The 21,426-nt window shown below is 71.3% G+C and carries 20 protein-coding genes; 7 read left to right on the plus strand and 13 right to left on the minus strand.

Features of this window, described 5'->3' with window-relative positions; translation table 11 throughout:
• Window positions 1–6 precede the first annotated feature (6 nt).
• Window positions 7–858, plus strand: coding sequence for a carbon-nitrogen hydrolase family protein (locus tag JOM49_RS37145; protein ID WP_209668797.1), 852 nt, complete (start codon window positions 7–9; stop codon window positions 856–858).
• Here JOM49_RS37145 and JOM49_RS37150 read toward each other — a convergent pair.
• From JOM49_RS37150 to JOM49_RS37185, 8 genes are all read right to left on the minus strand, one after another.
• Entirely contained in the window at window positions 855–3,857 is a 3,003-nt protein-coding gene (locus JOM49_RS37150; RefSeq protein ID WP_209668798.1) for a helix-turn-helix transcriptional regulator, read from the minus strand. The genes JOM49_RS37145 and JOM49_RS37150 overlap by 4 nt on opposite strands.
• Before the next feature lie 80 nt (window positions 3,858–3,937).
• Window positions 3,938–4,120 carry a hypothetical protein gene (locus JOM49_RS37155; protein WP_209668799.1) on the minus strand — a complete coding sequence of 61 codons (183 nt, stop codon included), beginning with the start codon at window positions 4,118–4,120 and terminating at the stop codon, window positions 3,938–3,940.
• A gap of 160 nt (window positions 4,121–4,280) precedes the next feature.
• A complete protein-coding gene (locus JOM49_RS37160) occupies window positions 4,281–4,487 on the minus strand; it encodes a DUF397 domain-containing protein (protein ID WP_209668800.1) in 207 nt (68 codons plus the stop codon).
• Between the two features lie 12 nt (window positions 4,488–4,499).
• Window positions 4,500–5,363: a helix-turn-helix domain-containing protein gene (locus JOM49_RS37165; protein WP_209668801.1), complete on the minus strand. Its 864-nt coding sequence runs from the start codon at window positions 5,361–5,363 to the stop codon at window positions 4,500–4,502.
• A gap of 1,243 nt (window positions 5,364–6,606) precedes the next feature.
• A complete protein-coding gene (gene tesB, locus JOM49_RS37170) occupies window positions 6,607–7,512 on the minus strand; it encodes an acyl-CoA thioesterase II (RefSeq protein ID WP_209668802.1) in 906 nt (301 codons plus the stop codon).
• Window positions 7,513–7,554: 42 nt separating this feature from the next.
• Window positions 7,555–8,979, minus strand: coding sequence for a pyruvate kinase (pyk, locus tag JOM49_RS37175; protein ID WP_209668803.1), 1,425 nt, complete (start codon window positions 8,977–8,979; stop codon window positions 7,555–7,557).
• 126 nt (window positions 8,980–9,105) lie between these two features.
• Window positions 9,106–9,771: a DUF2461 domain-containing protein gene (locus tag JOM49_RS37180; RefSeq protein ID WP_209668804.1), complete on the minus strand. Its 666-nt coding sequence runs from the start codon at window positions 9,769–9,771 to the stop codon at window positions 9,106–9,108.
• A 99-nt stretch (window positions 9,772–9,870) separates the two neighbouring features.
• Window positions 9,871–11,115: a glycoside hydrolase family 18 protein gene (locus tag JOM49_RS37185; RefSeq protein WP_209668805.1), complete on the minus strand. Its 1,245-nt coding sequence runs from the start codon at window positions 11,113–11,115 to the stop codon at window positions 9,871–9,873.
• 204 nt (window positions 11,116–11,319) lie between these two features.
• Here JOM49_RS37185 and JOM49_RS37190 point away from each other — a divergent pair, with 204 nt between their 5' ends.
• Complete coding sequence (locus JOM49_RS37190; protein WP_209668806.1) at window positions 11,320–12,762, plus strand: aromatic amino acid ammonia-lyase; 1,443 nt, start codon at window positions 11,320–11,322, stop codon at window positions 12,760–12,762.
• A gap of 120 nt (window positions 12,763–12,882) precedes the next feature.
• Here JOM49_RS37190 and JOM49_RS37195 read toward each other — a convergent pair whose 3' ends face one another.
• Window positions 12,883–13,908 (minus strand): 6-phosphofructokinase, encoded by a 1,026-nt coding sequence (locus tag JOM49_RS37195; RefSeq protein ID WP_209668807.1) that lies wholly within the window; start codon window positions 13,906–13,908, stop codon window positions 12,883–12,885.
• A 101-nt stretch (window positions 13,909–14,009) separates the two neighbouring features.
• On the opposite strand from JOM49_RS37195, the gene JOM49_RS37200 reads away from it, so the two are divergent.
• Together JOM49_RS37200 and JOM49_RS37205 are read left to right on the plus strand one after the other, a co-directional pair.
• Window positions 14,010–14,312 carry a hypothetical protein gene (locus JOM49_RS37200; RefSeq protein WP_209668808.1) on the plus strand — a complete coding sequence of 101 codons (303 nt, stop codon included), beginning with the start codon at window positions 14,010–14,012 and terminating at the stop codon, window positions 14,310–14,312.
• A gap of 171 nt (window positions 14,313–14,483) precedes the next feature.
• Window positions 14,484–15,557, plus strand: coding sequence for a 3-deoxy-7-phosphoheptulonate synthase (locus JOM49_RS37205; protein WP_209668809.1), 1,074 nt, complete (start codon window positions 14,484–14,486; stop codon window positions 15,555–15,557).
• 3 nt (window positions 15,558–15,560) lie between these two features.
• Here the strand turns inward: JOM49_RS37205 and JOM49_RS37210 are convergent, their stop codons facing one another.
• Together JOM49_RS37210 and JOM49_RS37215 are read right to left on the minus strand one after the other, a co-directional pair.
• A complete protein-coding gene (locus JOM49_RS37210) occupies window positions 15,561–16,061 on the minus strand; it encodes a polyadenylate-specific 3'-exoribonuclease AS (RefSeq protein WP_209668810.1) in 501 nt (166 codons plus the stop codon).
• Between the two features lie 32 nt (window positions 16,062–16,093).
• Window positions 16,094–16,855 carry a lysophospholipid acyltransferase family protein gene (locus JOM49_RS37215; protein ID WP_209668811.1) on the minus strand — a complete coding sequence of 254 codons (762 nt, stop codon included), beginning with the start codon at window positions 16,853–16,855 and terminating at the stop codon, window positions 16,094–16,096.
• 224 nt (window positions 16,856–17,079) lie between these two features.
• On the opposite strand from JOM49_RS37215, the gene JOM49_RS37220 reads away from it, so the two are divergent.
• From JOM49_RS37220 to JOM49_RS37230, 3 genes are read left to right on the plus strand one after another with little or no spacing between them, the layout of a single operon-like run.
• Window positions 17,080–17,850, plus strand: a complete 771-nt coding sequence (locus JOM49_RS37220; RefSeq protein WP_209668812.1) for an alpha/beta hydrolase — start codon at window positions 17,080–17,082, stop codon at window positions 17,848–17,850.
• Window positions 17,847–18,350 carry a hypothetical protein gene (locus JOM49_RS37225; protein ID WP_209668813.1) on the plus strand — a complete coding sequence of 168 codons (504 nt, stop codon included), beginning with the start codon at window positions 17,847–17,849 and terminating at the stop codon, window positions 18,348–18,350. Before JOM49_RS37220 ends, JOM49_RS37225 begins: the two co-directional genes overlap by 4 nt.
• 22 nt (window positions 18,351–18,372) lie before the next feature.
• Window positions 18,373–19,515 (plus strand): glutamate--cysteine ligase, encoded by a 1,143-nt coding sequence (locus JOM49_RS37230; RefSeq protein ID WP_209668814.1) that lies wholly within the window; start codon window positions 18,373–18,375, stop codon window positions 19,513–19,515.
• 14 nt (window positions 19,516–19,529) lie between these two features.
• Here the strand turns inward: JOM49_RS37230 and JOM49_RS37235 are convergent, their stop codons facing one another.
• Window positions 19,530–20,369 (minus strand): NUDIX domain-containing protein, encoded by an 840-nt coding sequence (locus JOM49_RS37235; RefSeq protein ID WP_209668815.1) that lies wholly within the window; start codon window positions 20,367–20,369, stop codon window positions 19,530–19,532.
• Window positions 20,370–20,418: 49 nt separating this feature from the next.
• The gene (locus tag JOM49_RS37240; protein ID WP_209672070.1) at window positions 20,419–21,378 is read right to left on the minus strand and encodes an ROK family protein; all 960 of its coding nucleotides are present in this window, start codon (window positions 21,376–21,378) and stop codon (window positions 20,419–20,421) included.
• Between the last annotated feature and the right edge of the window lie 48 nt (window positions 21,379–21,426).

Below are 21,426 nucleotides of genomic sequence, written 5' to 3' on the forward strand. Positions count from 1 at the left end.
CCGCCGATGCCCGAAGCCACCGTCTCGGCACTGCAGCTCGGGGCGAGCGCGGACACCGCGGCCACGCTGGAGCGGATCCTCGGCTACGAGGACGAGATCCGGGCTTCGGGCACGGACCTGCTGGTCCTGCCCGAAGCCGTGCTCGGCGGTTATCCGCGTGGCGAGCTGTCGGGTGACGGGTTCACCCGGTACTTCGAGCAGGCGGTCGACCTTCCCGGGCCGGAGCTCGAGGCGCTGGCCGGGTTGTCGGCGCGCACCGGGGCGAGCGTCGTGGCCGGGGTGGTCGAGCGTGCTGGGTCCACTTTGTACTGCACGGCGGTCTTCCTCGACCCGGTGACCGGGTTCACCGCCCGGCACCGCAAGCTGGTGCCGACCATGCGGGAACGCCTGGTGTGGGGCCGGGGTGACGGGTCGACGCTGCCGGTGGTGGCCACCGCGGCCGGGCTCGCCGGTGCCGCGTTGTGCTGGGAGAACTACATGCCGCTGCTGCGGGCGGCCATGTACGCCAAGGGGGTGCGCGTCTGGTGTGCGCCCACAGTGGACGATCGCGAGGTCTGGCGCGCGACCATGCGCCACATCGCCGCGGAGGGCCGCTGCTTCGTGGTCAGCGCCTGCCCGTACGAGTCCGAAGGGGACGATCCGATCGCCGGTGGCAGCCTGATCGCCGGCCCGTCCGGTGACGTGCTGGCCGGTCCGCTGCTCGGCGCCGAAGGACTGGTCACCGCGAGGATCGACCTGGACGAGACGGTGTCCTCACGCGCGCAGCTCGACGTGTCCGGCCACTACGCCCGGCCGGACGTCTTTTCCCTGTCCGTGGACGAAACCCCGCGTCCCGGGGTGCGGTTCCACGGCGGTTAACCGGTCAGCAGGCCGCGGTCCTTGGCGATCGCCACGGCTTCGGCGCGCCGGCTCGCCCCGAGTTTCGCCATCACGCGGGACAGGTGCACGCTGACCGTCTTCTCGCTGATGTAGAGCTCTTCGCCCACCTGCCGGTTCGTCCGGCCCAGCGCCACCCGTTCCAGCACCGCGCGTTCGCGGTCGGTCAGCGGGTCCACCACGTCGCGGCGCGGCTCCTGGCCGGGCAGGTCGATGCGGGCGCGATGGGCCAGCTCGCGGATGGCGTCACCGAGCGGTTTCGCGCCGAGCCGTTCGGCGACTTCGTACGCGGCCAGCAATTCCGAAGCCGCGAGTTCGGCGTCGGCGGGTTTGCCGGTGCTGAGCAACGCCGCCGCGTGCCGCTGCCGCGAGCGGGCCTGCTCGTAGACCGCGCCATAACCGAAGGCGGCCACGGTTTCCGCCCAGGCGGCCGGTTCGAACCTGCCGTACAGCTCGGCTGCTTCGGCCTGCAACCGCGCCCGCCACGCCCGGCCTTCCGGCCCCAGCACGCCCGAGCGCGGCTTGCCGTGCTCCAGGCAGGCTCGGCCGTGCGCCAGCAGTCCCTCGCCCTTGGCCACCGCCGCCGCTTCGGCATCGGCGTCCCCGCGCACCCGGGCCTCCGCCGCCATCGCCGCGCAGGCACGCAGTCCCAGCGCGGCCATCCGGACCCCGCCGAGCAGCCACGGCTCGAAGTACTCCAGCCACTGGATCACTTCTTCGGTCCGGCGGACCGCTTCGGCGTGGTCCCCGCGCCAGTACGCCACCTCGATGCCGACCGCGCCACCGGCGATCGCGATCAGGATGTCCGAGCGCCAGTCGGATCGCAGGCTCTCGACCATCTTCTCCGCTTCAGCGAGCCGTCCCCTGGCCGCCACGATGTGCACCCAGGACGCGGTCATCCGCGCGGCCACCGCGCTGGACACCCCGCGCTGCGGGCGCCCGTCCTCGGTCGGCCAGTCCCCGCTGACGAACCTCAGGTACAGGTGCCTGGCCCGGGCCTCCAGCCCGAACGAGCTCCAGGTGAGCCCGTTTTCCTTGGCGTAGTCGGAACTTTCGCGGTAGGCGGCCAGTGCCGCGTCGATCTCGGCGCGCTCGTCGTAACCGGAAGCGAGGAAGTAGCGCGCGCGGAGCCCCACGTTGAGCGCCCCGGCCTGCTCGGCCTTGCGCTGCGCCAGCAGGAGCCGATCGCGGGCTTCCTCCAAGTGTCCCTCGGTCTCGGCGAGCGTGCCGAGGGTGACCAGCGCGTCGGCTTCGGCGCCGTCCGCCCCGACCGCGCGGGCGTCGGCCACCGCGCTCTGCGCGCTCCACAGGGCTTCCGCGATCAGGTTGTCCCCGCGCTGGATGATCGCCCTGGTGGACAGCACCCAGGCCCGGGTCCGCGAGGCTTCGGCGTGCTCGACCAGTTCCCAGGCCTTGTCGATCGCCGCCACCGACTCGTCCCAGGTGTTGTCCATCGCGCCGAGCACCTGCGCCAGCCGCCGCCACAGGGTCGCCGCGCGCTCGGTGGGCACGTCGTCGTGGATCGCCTTGACCGCACTGCGCGCGTAGGCGATCGCCCGCTCGGGCTCGCCGGACGTCCCGGCGAAGTAGGACGCCTCGCTGAGCAGCTTGATCTCATCGACCCCTTCGGGCCGCTCGCTTTCCGGCACCGCGTCCCAGATCGCCAGCGCCTGCTCGATGTGCTTGAGCGCGGACGCCGGCGCGCCGAGGCCCTCGGCTTCGGAGGCCGCGCGGTAGGACGCGGCCAGCGCTGTCGGGAGGTCGTTGCTCTCCAGGCTGTGGTAGGCCAGCAGCGCGTCACGGCCGCGGGTGTCGGGGTTGCGGCGCAACCGGTCCGCGTACCTCGCGTGGGTCCGCGTGCGCTCCCCCGGCAGCAGGTCGCCGTAGACGGCTTCGCGCAGCAACGCGTGCCGGAACAGGTACAACCCCTTGTCCACCACCAGGACGTGGTGTTGCACGGCTTCGCGCAGCGCCTCGTCCAGCGGCAGTTCGTCCAGTTCGGACAGATCGCTCAGCACGGCGTGGGACACCCCGCCGTTGGCCACCGAGATCAGCCGCAGCACCCGCTGGGCCTCGCCGGAGAGCCGTTCCACCCTGGACAGCAGCACCTCGGCCAGCCCGGTCGGCAGGTCCGAGGCGTCGGCGCAGGAGGCGATCAGCTCCTCCAGGAAGAACGGGTTGCCCTGCGACCGCTCGATCACCCCGGAGATCACCTCGGGGGTGAGCGCGGCCTCGGACAGCGCGGTGACGAACTGGCGGGCGTCGGCGGCACCGAACGGCGGCAGCTCGATCCGCTCCACACTGGCCAGTCGCACCAGCTCGGACAGCAGCGGCCGCAGCGGGTGCCGCCGGTGCACGTCCTCTTCGCGGTAGCTGCCCACCACCAGCAGGCGCTGCGCGCGCAGCCGGGAAAGCAGGAAGGAGAGCAGGTTGCGGGTGGAGCCGTCCGCCCAGTGGAGGTCCTCCAGCAGCAGCACCACCGGGGTGTGCTCGGAAAGTTCGGTGAGCAGGCCCAGCACCGCGTCGAACAGCTGGAGCTGGCCCAGGTCGCGTTCGGCCCCCACCGGGCCCATGGTCTCGTGGTGGCTGGAGGACACCGGGGTGTACTCCGCGCTCGGCGGCACCACCGTGCCGAGCTGCGGCAGCAGGCGCCCGAGCGCCTGGCGCACCCGGACCGCGTCGGCGACCGCGCTGTCCCCCGAGGTGGCCAGCGGGGTCAGCGCCTCCGCGAAGGGCAGGTAGGGCAGGCCGCCCTCCCGCACGTCGAGGCAGCGGCCGGTGAGCACCAGCGCGCCCCGGCCCACCGCGTGCTCGGCCAGCTCGGTCAGCACGCGGGTCTTGCCCACCCCCGCGTCCCCCGACAGCAGGACCGCGCCGGCTTCGTTGCGCTCGGCACGGGCGAGCGCGGCACGAAGCCGGCGCATTTCACTGGTCCGCGCGACGAGCGGGATTCCGGATCCGAGACGGGGCACGGCATGCATTGTGTCCTACCCGCGCTCGGAGAGCCCCGTGGTTTTCGCGCACAGCGTGCTCGCTGTGGCGCGACCCACCACCCCCGTCATCAGGCGGCTTTGTCGTGCGAACCATCCCGTTGCTTCGGTATGTGCACCGCGGGCCGCCCGCTCAGCCAGCGGAAAGGCTTGCTGGAGCGCATCACCCAGGTCAGCCTGCCCGCGCGGCGCAGCTCGTCGTTGCGGTAGGCGACCTCGGCCTGCACGGCGTCCCACATCCATTCGGTCCTCATGGTCTGCTCCTCTGTGGATCCCGGTTTCTCTGCCGGGTCCCAGAGTCGTGCTGAGGGGTCCGCCGGTGCATCGGCCGATCACGCACTCCGGACGCGAACCGGCCCCTTACCCCCGCCTTGCCCCTGCGCGGCGGGTGTAAGGGGCCGGGTGCGGCCGGACTCAGCTGGGGTCGAGGCTGCCGTCGCGCGTGGCGTCCAGCAGCCCCTGCCAGCCCCGCGAGCTGAAGGAGAGCAGACCGCCCTCGACATCCTTCGAGTCGCGGACGGCCGCGCCGTCACGGGTGAATGCGATTTCGACGCAGTCATTGCCGCCACCACTGTGACTGCTCTTGCGCCAACGGGTCAGGAATACCGAGTTGTCGGACATGATCCCCACTCCTTACTTTGCTTGCTCCGCACCCAGCCGGGCGGCGGACTCGGCGATGAGTTCCACCGAGTCATCCGGTTTCAAGGCAGTGGCACGCAGGTGATCGAACATGAGCGTATAGCGACGTACATCATCCGGCATCTCCAGGTAAAGGCCGCTGGAAGTGCTGTCGACGTAAACCACATCCGGATCTGCCTGCTCCGGAAAACCGAGGATGAGAAACGGTCCTTCCATTCCCGGATGCGCACCCGCGCCGAACGGCACGACCTGGAGGGTCACGTGGGGCAGCGCCGCCACTTCGACCAACCGGGAAACCTGTTCCGCCATCACCTCGCACCCGCCGACGCGCCGGTGCAGCACGGCCTCGTCGATCACCGCCCAGTACTCCGGCGGGGAGGGGTCGGTGAGCAGCTCCTGGCGGGCCATCCTGGCCGCCACGCGGCGTTTGAGCTCGGCCTCGTCGGCGTCCGGACGCAGGGCGCGGATGACCGTGCGCGCGTAGCGCTCGGTCTGCAGCAGGCCGGGGACCAGCAGGGCCTGGTAGGCGCGCAGGGAGCTGGCGTCGGCTTCCAGGCCGACGAAGGTGCCGGTGAAGACCTCGTTGTAGGCGTGCCACCAGCCGCGCTTGCGGGCTTCCCTGGCGAGCTGGACCAGCGCCTCGCGCTCGTCGCCGACCAGTCCGTAGAGCTCGAGCATGTCGCGGACGTCACGCGGGGTGACGCCGACGTGGCCGGTCTCGATGCGGCTGATCTTCGACGCGGAACACTCGAGCTTCTCGCCCACCTCGTCGATGGTCAGCTCGGCGGCCTCGCGGAGGCGGCGCAGTTCACCCGCCAGCCGACGGCGGCGAACTGTCGGCCCCTGCCCTCGCGCCACTGCTCCACCTCCACTGCGTTGCTCGCCTGCCGATGTCCCTGTCGTCATATCTAACCAGCCGCCCGAACTCGCCGTGATGAATTGACTACTTCAATTTCGCCGCGTCCCCAGATGGTGGACTGCAAATTGCAGTTCGCCGTTGTACGCTCGCAGTGTGCTCCATTTTCCGCCTTGGAGCCAGTACATCGGGCAAAATTCGGAGAAGACCACTTCCGGGGAGGGTGGGCAGTCATGGGTCACCCTGAGCTGAACATCGTGAACCCATTAGCCGCCATTGTGGAGGCTCGGCTGAGCGACCTCACCCGTTCGGCGGGCACCGATGACACGCAAGTCGCCGCGTGGGTAGCACGCCATGAAATCCCGGTTCTCGTGGAAGCTTTGCGGGCGGTGCTCGCGGAGCACCGAACGGACGCCCGAGGGCACTGCGTCGCGTGCCGCGGCCGTCGCTGGCGACGCTGGCGGCGGGGCTTTCCGGCGCTCCCGTGCCGCGCTTATGTCGCCGCACGCCTCGCCCTGGGCGACGATTCACCCGCGAAAATCACCCGCCCGGCGCAACGGCGGCGGCGCGTAAGGGCTTCAGAGCGCAGAACTCGGGCTTCGTCGGGGCAGAACTCGGGGCTCTGAACGCAGAACTCAGGGGCACAAGTGCCAAACTCCGCCGCCGCCCGGCATTCGCAATCGCGACGGCCACCCGCGAACCCCACCTTCGAGTGACCCAAACCCCACGTACGTAACCCACCCCCACCCGAACCTCACCCTCAGACACCCGAACCCCACACTCCCGCAGCCGAGTCCCACACTCAGGCAGCCGCGTCCCCGCCCTCGGGGCGCGAGTCCCACGTTCAGACGTCCGAACCCCACACTCAGGCAGCCGAGTTCCACACTCAGGCAGCCGAACCCCACGTTCAGGCAGCCGGGTTCCACGTTCGGACAACAGCGTTCAACGCCCCCGGGCGAGCCCCACGTTCAGAAGGGAGGGGCCTCGGATGTCCGAACGTGAGGTTCGGCTACGGGAGTGGGGAGTTCGGCTGCCTGAACGTGGGGTTCGGGCGCAGGAGTGCGGGATTCGGGTGCCTGAACGTGGGGTTCGGGCGCAGGAGTGCGGAGTTCAGGGGCCTGGACGTGCGACTCGGCTGCACGAGTGCGGGATTCGGGTGCCTGAACGTGCGACTCGGCTGCACGAGCGTGGGGTTCGGGTGCACGAGCGTGCGACTCGGGTGGGGTGGGGGTCCTTTGGGGACGGTTAGAGGACGCGCAGCAGGCCTTCTTGCACCACGGTGGCGATGAGCGTGCCGTCGGCGGCGAAGAAGCGGCCGGTGGCCAGTGCCCGCGCGTTCGAGGCGGACGGTGACTCGGTGTCGTAGAGGAACCACTCGTCGGCGCGGAAGGGGCGGTGGAACCACATCGCGTGGTCCAGGCTGGCCCCGAGCACCTTGTCCAGCTCCCAGTACGCGCCGTGCCGGGCCAGCGGGCTGTCCAGCAGGGTCATGTCCGAGGCGTAGGCCAGCACGCACACGTGCAGCAGCTGGTCGTCGGGCAGGGTGCCGTCGGCGCGCATCCACACCTGGTTGCGGGTGGCCGGGCTGCCGGTGCCGCGCGTCACCCACGGCGGGTCGTTGACGTACCGGATGTCGATCGGCCGCGGCCTGCTGTGCAGGCTCTGCAGATCGGGGTAGCCCTCGATCCGCTCCCGCACGGTGGGCAGCGTCTCGGCCGCGGGCACGTCCGGCATCCGCTCGGCGTGCTCGATGCCCTGCTCCTCCTTCTGGAAGGAGGCGGACAACGCGAAGATCGCCTTGCCGTGCTGCACCGCGACCACCCGGCGGGTGGTGAACGAGCGGCCGTCGCGGATGCGGTCGACCTCGTAGACGATCGGCACCCGCGGGTCACCGCCGCGGATGAAGTACGCGTGCAGCGAGTGCACCGTGCGCTCCGGCGGCACCGTGCGCCCGGCCGCGACCAGCGCCTGCCCGGCGACCTGCCCGCCGAACACCCGCACCGGCGAGTGCGGCGGGCTGACGCCGCGGAAGATGTTCTCCTCGATCCGCTCCAGGTCGAGCAGCGACACCAGGCGGTCGAGCACCACCTGACCGCCCTGGCCGGCGTCGTTGTCCAGCTCGGTGGCGGCGGCTCTGGCGACCTCAGTCATGCACGGAACCCTATCCCGGCGGAGCACCCGCCCGGGCTGCGCTCAGGCGTGATCGTCTTCACCGAGGCGGTGCACGCGGATCAGGTTGGTGGAACCGACGGTGCCCGGCGGGGAGCCGGCCACGATCACCACGAGGTCACCCTCCTGGTACCGGTCCATCTCCACCATGGCGTGGTCGACCTGCTGGATCATCTGGTCGGTGGAGTCCACCTTCGGCACGATCCGGGTGGCGGTGCCCCAGGTCAGCGTGAGCTGGCTGCGCACGCTCTCCTCCGGGGTGAACGCCAGCAGCGGCAGCCGGGTGTGCAGGCGGGCCAGCCGCCGCACGGTGTCACCGGACTGGGTGAACGCGACCAGTGCCTTGGCGTTGAGCCGCTCGCCGATGTCGCGGGCGGCGTAGGAGATCACGCCGCGCTTGGTCCGCGGCACGTGGCTCAGCGGCGGGACCTGCGGCGAGTCGGTCTCCACGGCCTGGATGATCCGGGCCATCGTCTCCACCGACTCGACCGGGTAGCGGCCGACGCTGGTCTCGCCGGACAGCATCACCGCGTCGGTGCCGTCGAGCACCGCGTTGGCCACGTCGGAGGCCTCGGCGCGGGTCGGCCGGGAGTTGCTGATCATCGAGTCGAGCATCTGGGTGGCCACGATCACCGGCTTGGCGTTCTCGCGGGCGATCTGGATGGCCCGCTTCTGCACCAGCGGGACCTGCTCCAGCGGCAGCTCCACGCCCAGGTCACCGCGGGCGACCATGACCCCGTCGAAGGCCAGCACGATGGCTTCGAGGTTGTAGACCGCCTCGGGCTTCTCCAGCTTGGCGATCACCGGCACGCGGCCCTTGCCGACCCGGTCCATCACCTGGTGCACCAGGTCGATGTCGGCGGGCGAGCGGACGAAGGACAGCGCGACGAAGTCGACGCCGAGCTCCATCGCGAACTCGAGGTCCTCGATGTCCTTCTCGGACATGGCGGGCACGGAGACGTCCATGCCGGGCAGCGAGACGCCCTTGTTGTTGCTGACCGGGCCGCCCTCGGTGACCTCGCAGACCACGTCCTGGTTGTCGACCTCCTTGACCACCAGGCCGACCTTGCCGTCGTCGACCAGCAGGCGGTCACCGGGCTTCGCGTCGCGCGCGAGGCCCTTGTAGGTGGTCGAGACGCGCTCGTGGGTCCCGGCCACGTCCTCGACGGTGATGCGCACGATGTCGCCGTTGCGCCACTCGACCGGGCCGTTGGCGAAGGTGCCCAGCCGGATCTTCGGGCCCTGGAGGTCGCCGAGGATGCCGACCGCGCGACCGGTCTCCGCCGCCGCCGCTCGGACGACGTCGTAGACCTCCTTGTGGTCGCTGTGGCTCCCGTGGCTGAAGTTCATTCTCGCGACGTCCATTCCGGCGTCGACGAGGGCCCGCACCTTCTCCGGGCTGGCGGTAGCGGGGCCAAGGGTACAAACGATCTTCGCGCGTCGGCTCACGTTCAGACAGGGTAGCCCCTCGCGGCGGCTACGTCTTTACCGATCCCGAAACCGATGTGACCTGTTTCTTTCCGTGTTCGCTCCGTAGTAACCCGGTGTCTGCTTCGACGGCGCCCCGGCCCCGGCTCAGCGCCGCGGCAGCTCGCTGAGGCCGACGTGGTCGCGGGCCCATTCGTTGAACGCCCGCACCTGCCGCCACGCCTTGCGGACCCGGTCGAGGCAGGCCCGCTCGTGCAGGGTGTCGTCCGGCTCCCACACCCGGATGGCGTAGAGCGAGCGGTGCCGCAGCAGGTCGATCCGCGGGTGATCGGCGTCATAGCCGCGGGGTTTGGTCTTGAGCGAGTCGCCCTGGATCTCCCAGCCCTGCTTGCGCAACTTCGCCAGCAGCCGCTCCAGCTCCGGGCCGTGCGGCTCGGTGTCCACCGCGCGCCGGAACTTGGCCAGCTGGTCGGTGGCCAGGTGGAAGCAACCGCCGCCGACGCGCAGCCCGGCCGAGCTGACCTCCACGTAGTACGCGCCGCCGCCGCGGCCCTGCTCGATCACCCCGCCGCAGTGCGTCTTGTACGGCCGCTTGTCCTTCGCGAAGCGCACGTCGCGGTGCGGCCGGAAGACCTTGCCCTTGCCGAAGCCGTCGGAGAACTCCGCTTCCAGCTCGGTCAGCAGCGCCTCCATCGGGGCGCGCACGTCCTCGCGGTAGGTGCGGAGGTTGTCCTCCCAGTACGGCTTCGAGTTGTCGACCACCAGGCCGTCGTAGAAGTCGATGGCGTATTCGCCGAAGCCCGTGAACGTCACCCCGGCACCCTAAAGGGCACCCACGACAGAAAGCGGGCGGGGAACTCGGTTCCCCCGCCCGCTCCTCGGCTACCGCCACTGCTAGCCGCTCTGTGTGTCCTAACCGCCCTGGATGGCGCTGATCAGCTCGCCATTCGTGGTGTCACCGGACAGTTCCCAGAAGAAGGTGCCGCCGAGGCCCTGGGCACGGGCGTAGCCGACCTTGCCCTTGATCGTGGCCGGGGTGTCGTAGCTCCACCACTGGCTGCCGCACTTGGCGTAGGCGGTGCCGGCGATGGTGCCGGTGGCCGGGCACTTGCTCTTGAGCACCTTGTAGTCCTCGATGCCCTGTTCGTAGGTGCCCGGTGCCGGGCCGGTCGCCGTGCCGCCGGGGGCGTCCTGCGTCACACCGGTCCAACCGCGACCGTAGAAACCCAAGCCCAGCAACAGTTTGCTGGCCGGCACGCCCTTGCCCTTGAGCTTCTGGACGACCGCGTCGGAGGTGAACCCGGCGTTCGGGATCCCGGCGTAGGAGTTCAGCGGCGAGTGCGGCGCCGTCGGTCCCTGCGCGGCCCAGGCCCCGAAGTAGTCGTAGGTCATCACGTTGTACCAGTCGAAGTACTGCGCCGCGCCGCCGTAGTCGGCCGCGTCGACCTTGCCACCGGCCGAACCGTCACCGGTGATCGCCGCGGTGACCAGCTTCGAGCCGAATTTGGTGCGCAACGCCGAAGCGAGGTTCGTCAGCGCCGCGGGCCCGCTGGTGTCACACGTCAGCCCGCAGGCGTTGGGGTATTCCCAGTCGATGTCGATGCCGTCGAACACCCCGGCCCAGCGCGGGTCGTTCAGCAGGTTGTAGCAGGAGTTCGCGAACGCGGCCGGGTTCTTCGCCGCCTGCCCGAAGCCGCCGGACCAGGTCCAGCCGCCGAAGGAGAACAGCACCTTCAGGTTCGGGTACATCTTCTTCAGCCGCTTGAGCTGGCCGAAGTTGCCGCGCAGCGCGCCGTTGTCCCAGGTGTCGGCGACCCCGTCGACGCTCTCGCCGGCGCCGTAGAACCGGTCGTAGTCGGCGTAGGTGTCGCCCAGCACGCACTGGCCGTTCACCACGTTGCCGAAGGCGTAGTTGATGTGGGTCAGCTTGGCCGCCGACCCCGAGGTGTGGATGTTCTTGACGTGGTAGTTCCGGCCGTAGACGCCCCACTGGGCGAAGTAGCCGAGGGTCTTGCCGTGCGCGGTGGTCCCCAGGTCGGCGGCCGGAGCCGCCGCGGGTGCCTTGGCCGAGGCGGGAGCCACGACCGCGAGCGCCATCAGTGCCGCGGCGAACACGCCGCCCGCACCCAGCCATCTCCGTCTGTGTGAAGAGAACATCGGTGTCCTCCGTGAGCCCGGCGGTGCCACGGTGCACCGCTCGATCCACCCAAGCTAAATGGGTCTAGACCACTTCGTCAATGGTCCAGACCACGGTTAGCTGAGTTGCCGGGCCCGGCTACCGCTGGTCACCGGGTGGCCCGCCGGGGGCACTGGATCGGCCTAGCGGCACCCTGGGCCGGTGACGGCGGGAAGGAGACCGGTTTGGTCAGGGTGGACGGGCGCACACTGCGCTGCGACGACGTGCTGGCGGTGGCGAGGACCGAGGGTCCTTCGCGGATCGAGGTCGAGGCGGGGGCGCTGGCGGCGGCCGGGCGCGCGTGGGAGCTGGCCGAGGAGCTGAGCACCCGGCGCGTGGTCTACGGCCGGACGACCGGCGTCGGCGCGAACAAGGACGACACGGTGACCGGGGAGCACTCCACCGATCACGGCCTGCGCCTGCTGCGCAGCCACGCCGGCGGCAGCGGTGAGCTGATGCCGGACGGCCAGGTCCGCGCGATGATGCTGATCCGGCTGAACCAGTTGCTGGCCGGGCGGTCCGGGATCGGTCCCAGCCTGATCGAGGCGCTGGCGAACGCGTTGCGCGCGGGCGCGCTGCCGGTGGTGCACCGGCTGGGCGCGATCGGCACCGGCGACCTGGCCCCGCTGGCCGAAACCGGGCTGGCGCTGGCCGGGGAACGCCCGTGGCGCCGGGGTGGCGTGGCACCGGTGGCGGTGCAGGCCGGGGACGCGCTGGCGTTCATGAGCAGCAACGCGGCCACGCTCGCCGAGGCGACGCTGGCCGCGCTCGAACTGGACACGCTGACCAAGGCCAGTCACGCGGTGACCGCGCTGACCTACGTCGCGCTCGACGGCAATCCCGAGGCCTACGCGACCCCGGTGCACGAAGCCCGGCCGCACGCGGGACAGGTCGCCTGCGCGGCGGACATCCGGCGGCTGCTCGGCATGGAAGGCACGCCCGCACCCGGTCGTCGAATCCAGGATCCCTTCGGGCTACGGGCTTTCCCGCAGGTGCAGGGCCCCGCGCTGGACGCCCTGCACCACCTGCGGGAGGTGCTGGCGATCGAGGTCAACGCGGGCACGGAGAACCCGATGATCTGCGTACCGGAAGGCGACGCGTACCACCACGCGCACTTCCACACGGCGTACGTCTCCTCGGCGCTGGACCAGGCGCGGGCGACCGTGCACCAGGTCGCCGAACTGTCGGCCGCGCGGCTGGGCGATCTGGTCGAACCGGACTTCACCGGGCTGCGGCCGTTCCTCGCGGACGGGCCGGCGGGCAGCTCCGGCGTGATGATCCTGGAGTACGTGGCGCACGACGCCCTGACCGAACTGCGGCAGGCGGCGCTGCCGGTGACGCTGGGCAGCGCGATCGTTTCGCGGGGACTGGAGGATCACGCGAGCTTCTCCACCCAGGCCGCGCGGGCGACCACGGCGGCGTGCCGGTCCTACCGGCAACTGCTGGCTTGTGAACTGGTGGCCGCGGTGCGGGCGCTGCGGATGCGCCGGGCGGATCTGGTGGACATCCCGGTACGCGCGGCGTTCGAACAGGCGGGAGCGGTACTGGACCCGAGTACGCAGGACCGCCCGCTCACCGAGGACATCGCCCGGGCCGCCACCATCCTGGACACCCTCGCCTCGATCTGAGCCAAACGCTATGAGTGGGGCATTACTTGCGCCCTCCCGTCGCCCACCGCCACCCTCAACGGAGCTGCGCACTGTTCCCACGTGCAAGTAATGCCCACTCATAGCATTCGATGGGCCGGATCAGCCGAAGAAGACTTCGGCTTCTTCGTAGCGGGCGGCCGGGACGGTCTTCAGCTCCGCGGTCGCCTCGGCGAGCTTCACGCGCACGATGTCGGTGCCCTTCAGCGCCACCATCACGCCGAAGTCACCGTCGGCCACCGCGTCCACGGCTTGCAGGCCGAAGCGCGTGGCCAGCACGCGGTCGTAGGCGGTCGGGATGCCGCCGCGCTGGGTGTGGCCGAGCACCACCGCGCGCGACTCCTTGCCGGTGCGCTGCGCGATCTCCTCGGCGAGCCAGGTGCCCACGCCGCCGAGCCGCACGTGCCCGAACGCGTCCTTCTCCCCCGAGTGCAGCACTTCCGCGCCGCCTTCGGGCATGGCGCCCTCGGCGACCACGATGATCGGCGCGTACTGGCGCTCGAACCGCCGCTCCACCCACTCGACGACCTTCTCCACCGAGAACGGCCGCTCCGGCACCAGGATCACGTTCGCGCCACCGGCCAGGCCGGAGTGCAGCGCGATCCAGCCCGCGTGCCGCCCCATCACCTCGACCACCAGCGCGCGGTGGTGCGATTCGGCGGTGGTGCGCAGCCGGTCGATCGACTCGGTGGCGATGTGCACCGCGGTGTCGAAACCGAAGGTGTAGTCGGTCGCGCCGAGGTCGTTGTCGATGGTCTTGGGCACGCCGACCACGCCGATGCCGTCGTCGGTCAGCCGCTTCGCCACGCCGAGGGTGTCCTCGCCGCCGATCGCGATCAGCGCGTCCACGCCCTGCTCGGCGAGCACGCCGCGGATCTGCTCGACGCCGCCTTCGGTCTTGTACGGGTTGGTCCGCGAGGACCCGAGGATGGTGCCGCCCCTGGTGAGGATCTCTTCGACGTCACCGAGGCCCAGCGGCCTGCTGTCGCCGGTCATCGGGCCCTGCCAGCCGCTCCGGAACCCGACGATCTCCCAGCCATGGACCTCGATGCCCTTGCGGACCACCGCGCGGATCACCGCGTTCAGCCCGGGGCAGTCGCCACCACCGGTCAGCACACCGACTCGCATCAGACTCAGACCTCCGCTTGCCTGCTTTGTGTTGGGTCACACATCCGGCGCCAGCCTAGCCGCCACCGGACTTGATCGGTGCAGCAGCTAACGTCCGGACCATGGCAGGACGGGTGGCCGCGCTCTCGGCGAGCGCCGCGGCCGGTGGGGTGACGGGTCTGGCCGCGCCCTTCGTGGTGCTGATGGGCCAGGTCCTCGCCGGTGAACTGGGCTGGGCCGAGCGGGATCCCGGCCTGATCGACGACGGCCTCGACATCCCGATCGGCCTGGGCGTCGTCGCGCTGCTGGTCATCATCGGCACGCTCGCCGCCGCCCGGCCGCTGGTCCGGAACCGGCTCCCGGCCGCGCTGGCCGTCGGCATCGGCACCGCCGCCGTGGTGGCGTGGCTCTTCCTCGGCGGCTGAGCCACCCGTGCTACGGTCGCGGCGTGCAGCGCTCCTATTTCTGGTTTAGCAGGCCGGCCCCGGGTGGGCCGGTCGGCGACGCCGTGCGCTGACCTTCCACCCTCGAGCCGGTTTCCCAGCCGGCTCGGGTGATTCTGCGATCGGGGCGGCTGGGTCGAAAGGACCCCCGCCATGACGATCACCTTCGACCCCACCCTCGCGCTGGACGCACAGCGGACCACGAGCATCAGCCCGCTGATCCCGCCCGCGTTGCTGCGCGAGGAACTCCCCGTCGACGAGACCGTGGCCCGAACAGTCCATAAAGGACGAGCAGGGACGGTCGGTGCCCTCGACGGCACCGACGACCGGCTGCTCGTCATCGTCGGCCCCTGCTCGGTGCACGACACCGCGGCCGCGCTCGACTACGCCCAGCGCCTCGCCGCGCACGCCGAGGGCCTCGGCGACCAGCTCCACGTGGTCATGCGCGTCTACTTCGAGAAGCCGCGGACCACGCTCGGCTGGAAGGGCCTGATCAACGACCCCGGCCTGGACGGCAGCTTCGCGGTCAACCGCGGCCTGCGCATGGCGCGGCGGCTGCTGCTCGACGTCTCCGCGCTCGGCCTGCCGGTCGGCTGCGAGTTCCTCGACCCGATCACCCCGCAGTTCATCGCCGACATCGTCACCTGGGGCTCCATCGGCGCGCGGACCGCGGCCAGCCAGGTGCACCGCCAGCTGTGCAGCGCGCTGTCCATGCCGGTCGGCATCAAGAACTCCACCGAGGGCGACGTGCAGGTGGCGGTGGACGCCACCCGCGCCGCGGCCGCCGGGCACGTGTTCGCCGGGATCAACGCCGACGGCCTCGCCGCGCTGCTGACCACCTCGGGCAACCCCGACTGCCACGTGATCCTGCGCGGCAGCGCCACCGGGCCCAACTACGACGCCGCCACCGTGGCGGGCACGCTGGCCCGGCTGCGCGGGGCCGGGCTGCCCGAGCGCGTGCTGATCGACGCCAGCCACGGCAACAGCGGCAAGGACCACGTGCGCCAGGGCGAGGTCGTCGGGGAGCTGGCCGACCGGATCGCACGGGGCGAACGCGGCCTCACCGGCGTGATGCTGGAGAGCTTCCTGGCCGCCGGTCGCCAGGACCTCACGCTCGGCCGGGCCGACGAGCTGACCTACGGCCAGAGCATCACCGACGCGTGCCTGGACTGGTCCAGCACGGCCCGGCTGCTCGACCGGCTCGCCGAGGCCGTGCGCGCCCGCTGAGGCTCAGCCGGGCAGGCCCCGGCGGTGCCACTCCTCTTCGATCGCCCGCCACCGCACCAGGTTGTGGCGGGCGTCGGCGAGGGCGTCGTGCGCGTTCGCCGGGGCGGCGGGCAGCTTCGGCTTGCCCACGTCCTCCCAGCGCTGCCGCAGGTCACGGGTGAAGCGGGGCAGCTGCCGGGGCAGCGCGGGCATCGGGCCCCACAGCTGCGCCAGCGCCACGTGGTCGTAGGCGGCGAACCAGGCCCACAGCTCGATGCCGCCGGACGGCTTGCCGAAGAACTCGAGCAGGTCGGTGCGGATGCGCTCGCGGTCGCGCCAGGCCTTGTCCGCGGGCGAGGGCAGCTTGGGGAGCACGTTGTCGCGCACCCAGGGGCCCGCCTTGCCCGGATCGAAGTCCGTCGAAACCGCGTAGAACTCCCGGCCGTTCTCGTCCACGACACCGATCGACACCAGGTCGATCGTCACGCCGTCCTCGATGAACTCGGTGTCGTAGAAAAATCGCACCGGGCAACCCTAGTCGGCGCCGTTCCGGACGATCAGGAAGCCTTCGTCTCCGGCACGCGGTCGGCGTCCACCCCGGACGGCTGCGGCGGTACCTCGGGGCGCACCCCGGCGGCTTCGGCGGCGGCCAGCTCCTTGGCCTTGGCCGCGTAGATGTCCACGTACTCCTGGCCGGAGAGCTCCATCAGCGCGTACATGATCTCGTCGGTGATCGACCGCTCGATGAAGCGGTCCCCGGCGAGGCCCTCGTACCGGGAGAAGTCCAGCGGCTTGCCGAAGCGGACCTCGAGCCGGCGCGGCCGCCACATCTTCGAGCCGATCGGGTTGACCTTGTCGGTGCCGATGGTGACCACCGGGACCACCGGGACGCCGGCCTGCAGCGCGATCCTGGCGACGCCGGTCTTGCCCTTGTACAGCCTGCCGTCCGGCGAGCGGGTGCCCTCGGGGTAGATGCCGAGCAGGTGGCCCTCCCGGAGCACCCGGATCGCGGTGTCCAGTGCGGCCTGCGCGGCCGAACCACCCGAGCGGTCGATGGGGATCTGCCCCAGCCCGCTGAAGAACCACTTCTTCAGCCTGCCCTTGACGCCCTTTTCGGTGAAGTACTCCGACTTGGCCGGGAAGGTCACCTTCCGGCGGACGTAGAGCGGCATGAAGAAGGAATCGGCGACGGCGAGGTGGTTGCCCGCGAGGATCGCGCCACCGGAGGCCGGGAGGTTCTCGGCCCCGGAGACCTTGGTCGGCCACAGCAGCCGCAGCAGCGGCCCGAGCAGCACGTACTTCATCAACCGGTACAGCACCTTGCTCCAGGCCTCCTCGCAGGCGAAACGGTCTCCGACAGCCGAATCCGATCAGCAAGACTACGAACTCGTCCGTACCCGGCACAACGCTTGACCCCCGGTTGCGAGTGCCCAGCGATCGATCTCACACCCGGCCGCGTCCCCTCCAGTCTCCGGCATCGCCCCACGGCGGGCCGAACCCGTGCGAATATGGAGGTCTCGAACCCCTCCAGGAAGGCGAGAGCATGCCTGTGCTCGCCGGCGCGGAACCCTTCGCGCACACCGGCTCCACCGAGGCCGGCGTGTTGTTGTGCCACGGTTTCACCGGGACCCCGGCCAGCATGCGGCCCTGGGGTGCGCACCTCGCCGAGGCCGGGTACACCGTGCGCGGGCCGCGGCTGCCCGGGCACGGCACCACCTGGCAGGAGATGAACCGGACCAACTGGACCGACTGGTACGGCTGCGTCCGCGCGGAACTGCTGGAGCTGTTCGACACCTGCGCCTCGGTGTTCGTCTGCGGGCAGTCGATGGGCGGCACGCTGGCGCTGAAGCTGGCCCAGGAGTTCGGCGACCGGATCGCCGGGCTGGTGCTGGTCAACCCGTCGGTGACCACGCTGCGCTGGGACGCCCGGCTGCTGCCGGTGCTCGGCCGGGTGCTGCCGTCGGTGCCGGGCGTGGCGGGCGACATCAAGAAGCCGGGCGCGGTGGAACTGGCCTACACCAGGGTGCCGGTGCGGGCCGCGGCCAGCCTGAGCCGGTTGTGGAGCCTGGTCCGCGCCGACCTCGGCAAGGTGACCCAGCCGCTTCTCCTGCTGCACTCGGTCGTTGACCACGTGGTGGAGCCGGTGAACGCACGCATCGTCGCCGAGGGTGTGCGCAGCGACCCGCTGATCGACGTCGAACTGACCGACAGCTACCACGTGGCCACCCTCGACAACGACGCCCCGCTGATCTTCGACCGCAGCGTCGACTTCTTCCGATCGATCGCACACACCGGGCAGGTGGACCCGAGATGAGCCGTTCGAACTCCGCCGACGGCCCGGAGGACATCGACGCCACGTTCGCCGAGATCGTGGCCGACCTGCGGGCCGAAGGCATCGGCACGACCCTCGAGCAGCAGGACGACGAGCCCGCTCCCCCGGCTCCGCCGCCACCCGCACCGCCCTCCCCGTCGCCGGGCCCGCCCGAGCAGACGGTGGCGGCCAGCGGCTGGCGCGGTTCCGAGCGCGAGTGGGAGGCCACCGTCTTCGGCGACGACCCGGCCGCCGACGACGAGCACTTCGTCCCGCCCGAGCCCCCGCCGCTGCCGCGGCCGCGCAAGGGCGCGCTGGTGGTGCTGCTGTTCTTCGTGCTCGGCCTGCTGCTGCTGATCGCGCCGGGCGTGATCGGGCTGAGCAGCGCGCTGGGCACCCCGATCGGGCTGCTGGTGCTGGCGGTGGGCATCGGCCTGCTGCTCCTCCGCGTCCGGCAGGGCCCGCCGGACGGTGCCGACCCGGACAGTGGCGCGCAGGTCTGAGCGTTCCGCCGTAGGGTTGGTCATGCGCATCGACTTCCACCCGTCCCGCCGCTCGACCGTGGGCGCCGAATGGGAACTGGCGCTGGTCGACCGGCGCACCGGGGAGCTGACCTCGGTGGCGCAGCGCGTGCTCGACGAGGTCCGCCCGGACGGGGCCGACGAGCACCCGAAGATCAAGCAGGAGCTGCTGCTCAACACCATCGAGATCATCACCGGCGTCTGCGACACCGTCGCCGAGCTGGGTGAGGACCTGGCCGGCACGCTGACCGAGCTGCGGGGGTACACCGACCCGCTGGGCGTGGAGCTGTTCTCCGCGGGCACGCACCCGTTCTCGACTTGGTACCAGCAGAAGGTCACCGACAAGGAGCGCTACGCCAAGCTGATCGACCGCACCCAGTGGTGGGGGCGGCAGATGCTGATCTACGGCGTCCACGTGCACGTCGGGCTCGACCACCGGGACAAGGCGCTGCCGGTGCTCAACGCGCTGCTGAACTACGCGCCGCACCTGCAGGCGCTCTCGGCGTCGTCGCCGTACTGGGGCGGGGAGGACACCGGGTACGCCTCGAACCGGGCGCTGATGTTCCAGCAGCTGCCCACGGCCGGGCTGCCGTTCCAGTTCACCGAATGGGCCGAGCTGGAGCACTACGTCGACGACATGTTCGTCACCGGGGTGATCGACCACCTCTCGGAGATCCGCTGGGACATCCGGCCCGCGCCGCACTTCGGCACCATCGAGATGCGCGTGTGCGACGGGCTGCCCACGCTCGAAGAGGTGGCCACGATCGCCGCGTTCACCCAGTGCCTGGTCGACGACTTCAGCGCGCGGCTGGACCGGGGCGAGCAGCTGCCGACCATGCCGCCGTGGCACGTGCAGGAGAACAAGTGGCGCGCGGCCAGGTACGGCATGGACGCCATCATCATCCTCGACGCCGCGGGCCACGAGCGGCTGGTGACCGAGGACTTGGACGTGGTGCTGGAGCGGCTGGAGCCGGTGGCGAAGCAGCTCGACTGCGTGCGGGAGCTGCGCGGGGTGGAGAAGATCCTGCGCTGCGGTGCCAGCTACCAGCGGCAGCGGGCGGTGGCGCGGGAGCACAACGGCAGCCTGAAGGCCGTGGTCGCCTCACTGATCGCCGAAATGCGGGACGGTATCGCCGAGGACTGTTGATGTCGCGGGGAACGCTAGGTGAGGAGTGCCAGGAGCGAGCGCGGGCTCATCGGGGTGGCGCCTTCGGCTTCGATCCGGGAGCGCAGTTCCCGGTCCGCGGTGGCCACGAGGAGGTGGTCCTGCGGACGGGCGTCGCGGACGACGGAGACGATTTCCGAGTCGCCGTCCCGCGCGGCCGGGACGACCTCGACCCCGGGAACCGCCGGGACACCCCGGGCCTGGCCTTCCACCACCAGCACGATCCGCGGCCACCAGCACCAGTCCGGCAGCGTCGGCGCGGTCATCCCGGTCAGCGCCAGCGGCGCGAGCTGGTCACGCAGGCGCGCCGCGGCACCGGCGCGGTCCCGCCACCAGCCGTCCGGGCGCGAGCCCATCACGTTCGCGGCGTCGACCACCAGCACCAGTTCCCGCCCGACCTGGGTCCGCAGCCCCGGCCACGCCAGCGCGAAGTCCCGGTGCAGCCGGTACTCGCCGACCTCGTCGACCGGCACCCAGCGCAGCTCGCTGCTCTCCCGGTTGCGCACCCGCTCGCACACCGAACCCGTGGCCACCGCCAGCACCGTGGTGTAGCCCCAGCCGCCGTGGTCCACAGTGGACGCAGCCACCGGCCGCACCGCGGCGGGCGGGACGGCGGCCTCCTCGTCGGCCTCCCGGGTGGCCGCCTCCGCCGGGCTCTCGCCGGGGCGCAGGGCACCACCGGGCAGCGCCCAGGTCCGGCCGTGGTGCGTCCACCACGCGCGGTGCTGCAGCAGCACCCCGCGCGCCGGATCGGTGAGCAGCAGCCCGGCCGCGCCGTGCAGGCCCCAGTGCCGGTGCCCCTGGGCACAGGTCACGAAGGTGTCTTCGGCGAACACCGGCCCTCCCGTCGCACCCCACCGCCCTCAACGAAGCGTTTCGCGCCTTCTACCCTGGCACACCGATCCGCGTACCCGGCGTCGCCGCGGCTTCCCTGGCCAGGGTGGCCGCACCGACGATCGCGGTGTCGTCGCCCAGTTGCGCGGTGCGGATGCGGGCCAGCGGCCGGTGCCCGGCACCGGTGATCGCGGTCGCGTAGTGCTCGCGGGCCTCGTCGAGGAACAGCGGCGCCGACTCCGACACCCCGCCCCCGATCACCATGATCTCCGGGTCGAACACGTCGGCCACCAGCGCGAGCCCCTCCCCGAGCCACTTCGCCATCTCGGCCATCGCGCGCTGGGCCACCGGGTCGCCGTCGCGCGCGGCCCCGGCCACGCGCCGCCCGGTCACCGAACCCGGGTCACCGGCGGTCTCCCTGGCCAGCACGGTGGACCGGCCGGGGTTGCGGGCCAGCAGCTCGACCGCGGTGGCGGCCAGCGCGGTCCCGCTGCAGTAGCGCTCCCAGCAGCCGTACTTGCCGCACGGGCAGGGCCGCCCGCCCGGCACCACGGTCAGGTGCCCCAGCTCGGGACCGACGCCGTGGGCACCGCGGTAGAGCTGACCGTCGAGCAGCAGGCCCGCGCCGATGCCGGTGCCCAGCGCGATCAGCGCCACCACCTTCGACCCGCGTGCCGCGCCGAACCGGTGCTCGGCCAGCGTGGCCGAGTTCGCGTCGTGCTCCAGGGTGACCGGCAGGCCGACGCGCTGGGCGATCCGGTCGGCCACCGGCGCCGCCCGCCACGCCAGGTGCGGGGCGAACATCACCGAACGGCGGTCGGTGGCGACGAACCCGGCCACCGCCAGGCCCACCGCGGTCACCTCGTGCCGGTTGCGCAGGTCCTCGATCACCCCGGAGATGGCGTCTTCGAGCGCGCCCTCACCGCCGGGCGTGCCGACCCGAGTGGTGTCCAGCAGCGAACCCTGGTCGTCCACCACCCCGGCGCGCACGCTGGTGCCGCCGACGTCCACCCCGATCGCCAGCTCGGGACGGCGGAACGTCCGTTTGAGCGTCTTCTT

Origin of the sequence: Amycolatopsis magusensis, from assembly GCF_017875555.1 — a bacterium.
GTDB classification, from domain to species: Bacteria; Actinomycetota; Actinomycetes; order Mycobacteriales; family Pseudonocardiaceae; genus Amycolatopsis; species Amycolatopsis magusensis.

Coding starts and splice junctions, on each gene's coding strand:
- JOM49_RS37150 (WP_209668798.1), bottom strand. CDS start 3,857: ATGCATGCCGTGCCCCGTCTCGGATCCGGAATCCCGCTCGTCGCGCGG.
- JOM49_RS37160 (WP_209668800.1), bottom strand. CDS start 4,487: ATGTCCGACAACTCGGTATTCCTGACCCGTTGGCGCAAGAGCAGTCAC.
- tesB (WP_209668802.1), bottom strand. CDS start 7,512: ATGACTGAGGTCGCCAGAGCCGCCGCCACCGAGCTGGACAACGACGCC.
- JOM49_RS37155 (WP_209668799.1), bottom strand. CDS start 4,120: ATGAGGACCGAATGGATGTGGGACGCCGTGCAGGCCGAGGTCGCCTAC.
- JOM49_RS37220 (WP_209668812.1), top strand. CDS start 17,080: ATGCCTGTGCTCGCCGGCGCGGAACCCTTCGCGCACACCGGCTCCACC.
- JOM49_RS37230 (WP_209668814.1), top strand. CDS start 18,373: ATGCGCATCGACTTCCACCCGTCCCGCCGCTCGACCGTGGGCGCCGAA.
- JOM49_RS37145 (WP_209668797.1), top strand. CDS start 7: ATGCCCGAAGCCACCGTCTCGGCACTGCAGCTCGGGGCGAGCGCGGAC.
- JOM49_RS37185 (WP_209668805.1), bottom strand. CDS start 11,115: ATGTTCTCTTCACACAGACGGAGATGGCTGGGTGCGGGCGGCGTGTTC.
- JOM49_RS37200 (WP_209668808.1), top strand. CDS start 14,010: ATGGCAGGACGGGTGGCCGCGCTCTCGGCGAGCGCCGCGGCCGGTGGG.
- JOM49_RS37195 (WP_209668807.1), bottom strand. CDS start 13,908: ATGCGAGTCGGTGTGCTGACCGGTGGTGGCGACTGCCCCGGGCTGAAC.
- JOM49_RS37205 (WP_209668809.1), top strand. CDS start 14,484: ATGACGATCACCTTCGACCCCACCCTCGCGCTGGACGCACAGCGGACC.
- JOM49_RS37225 (WP_209668813.1), top strand. CDS start 17,847: ATGAGCCGTTCGAACTCCGCCGACGGCCCGGAGGACATCGACGCCACG.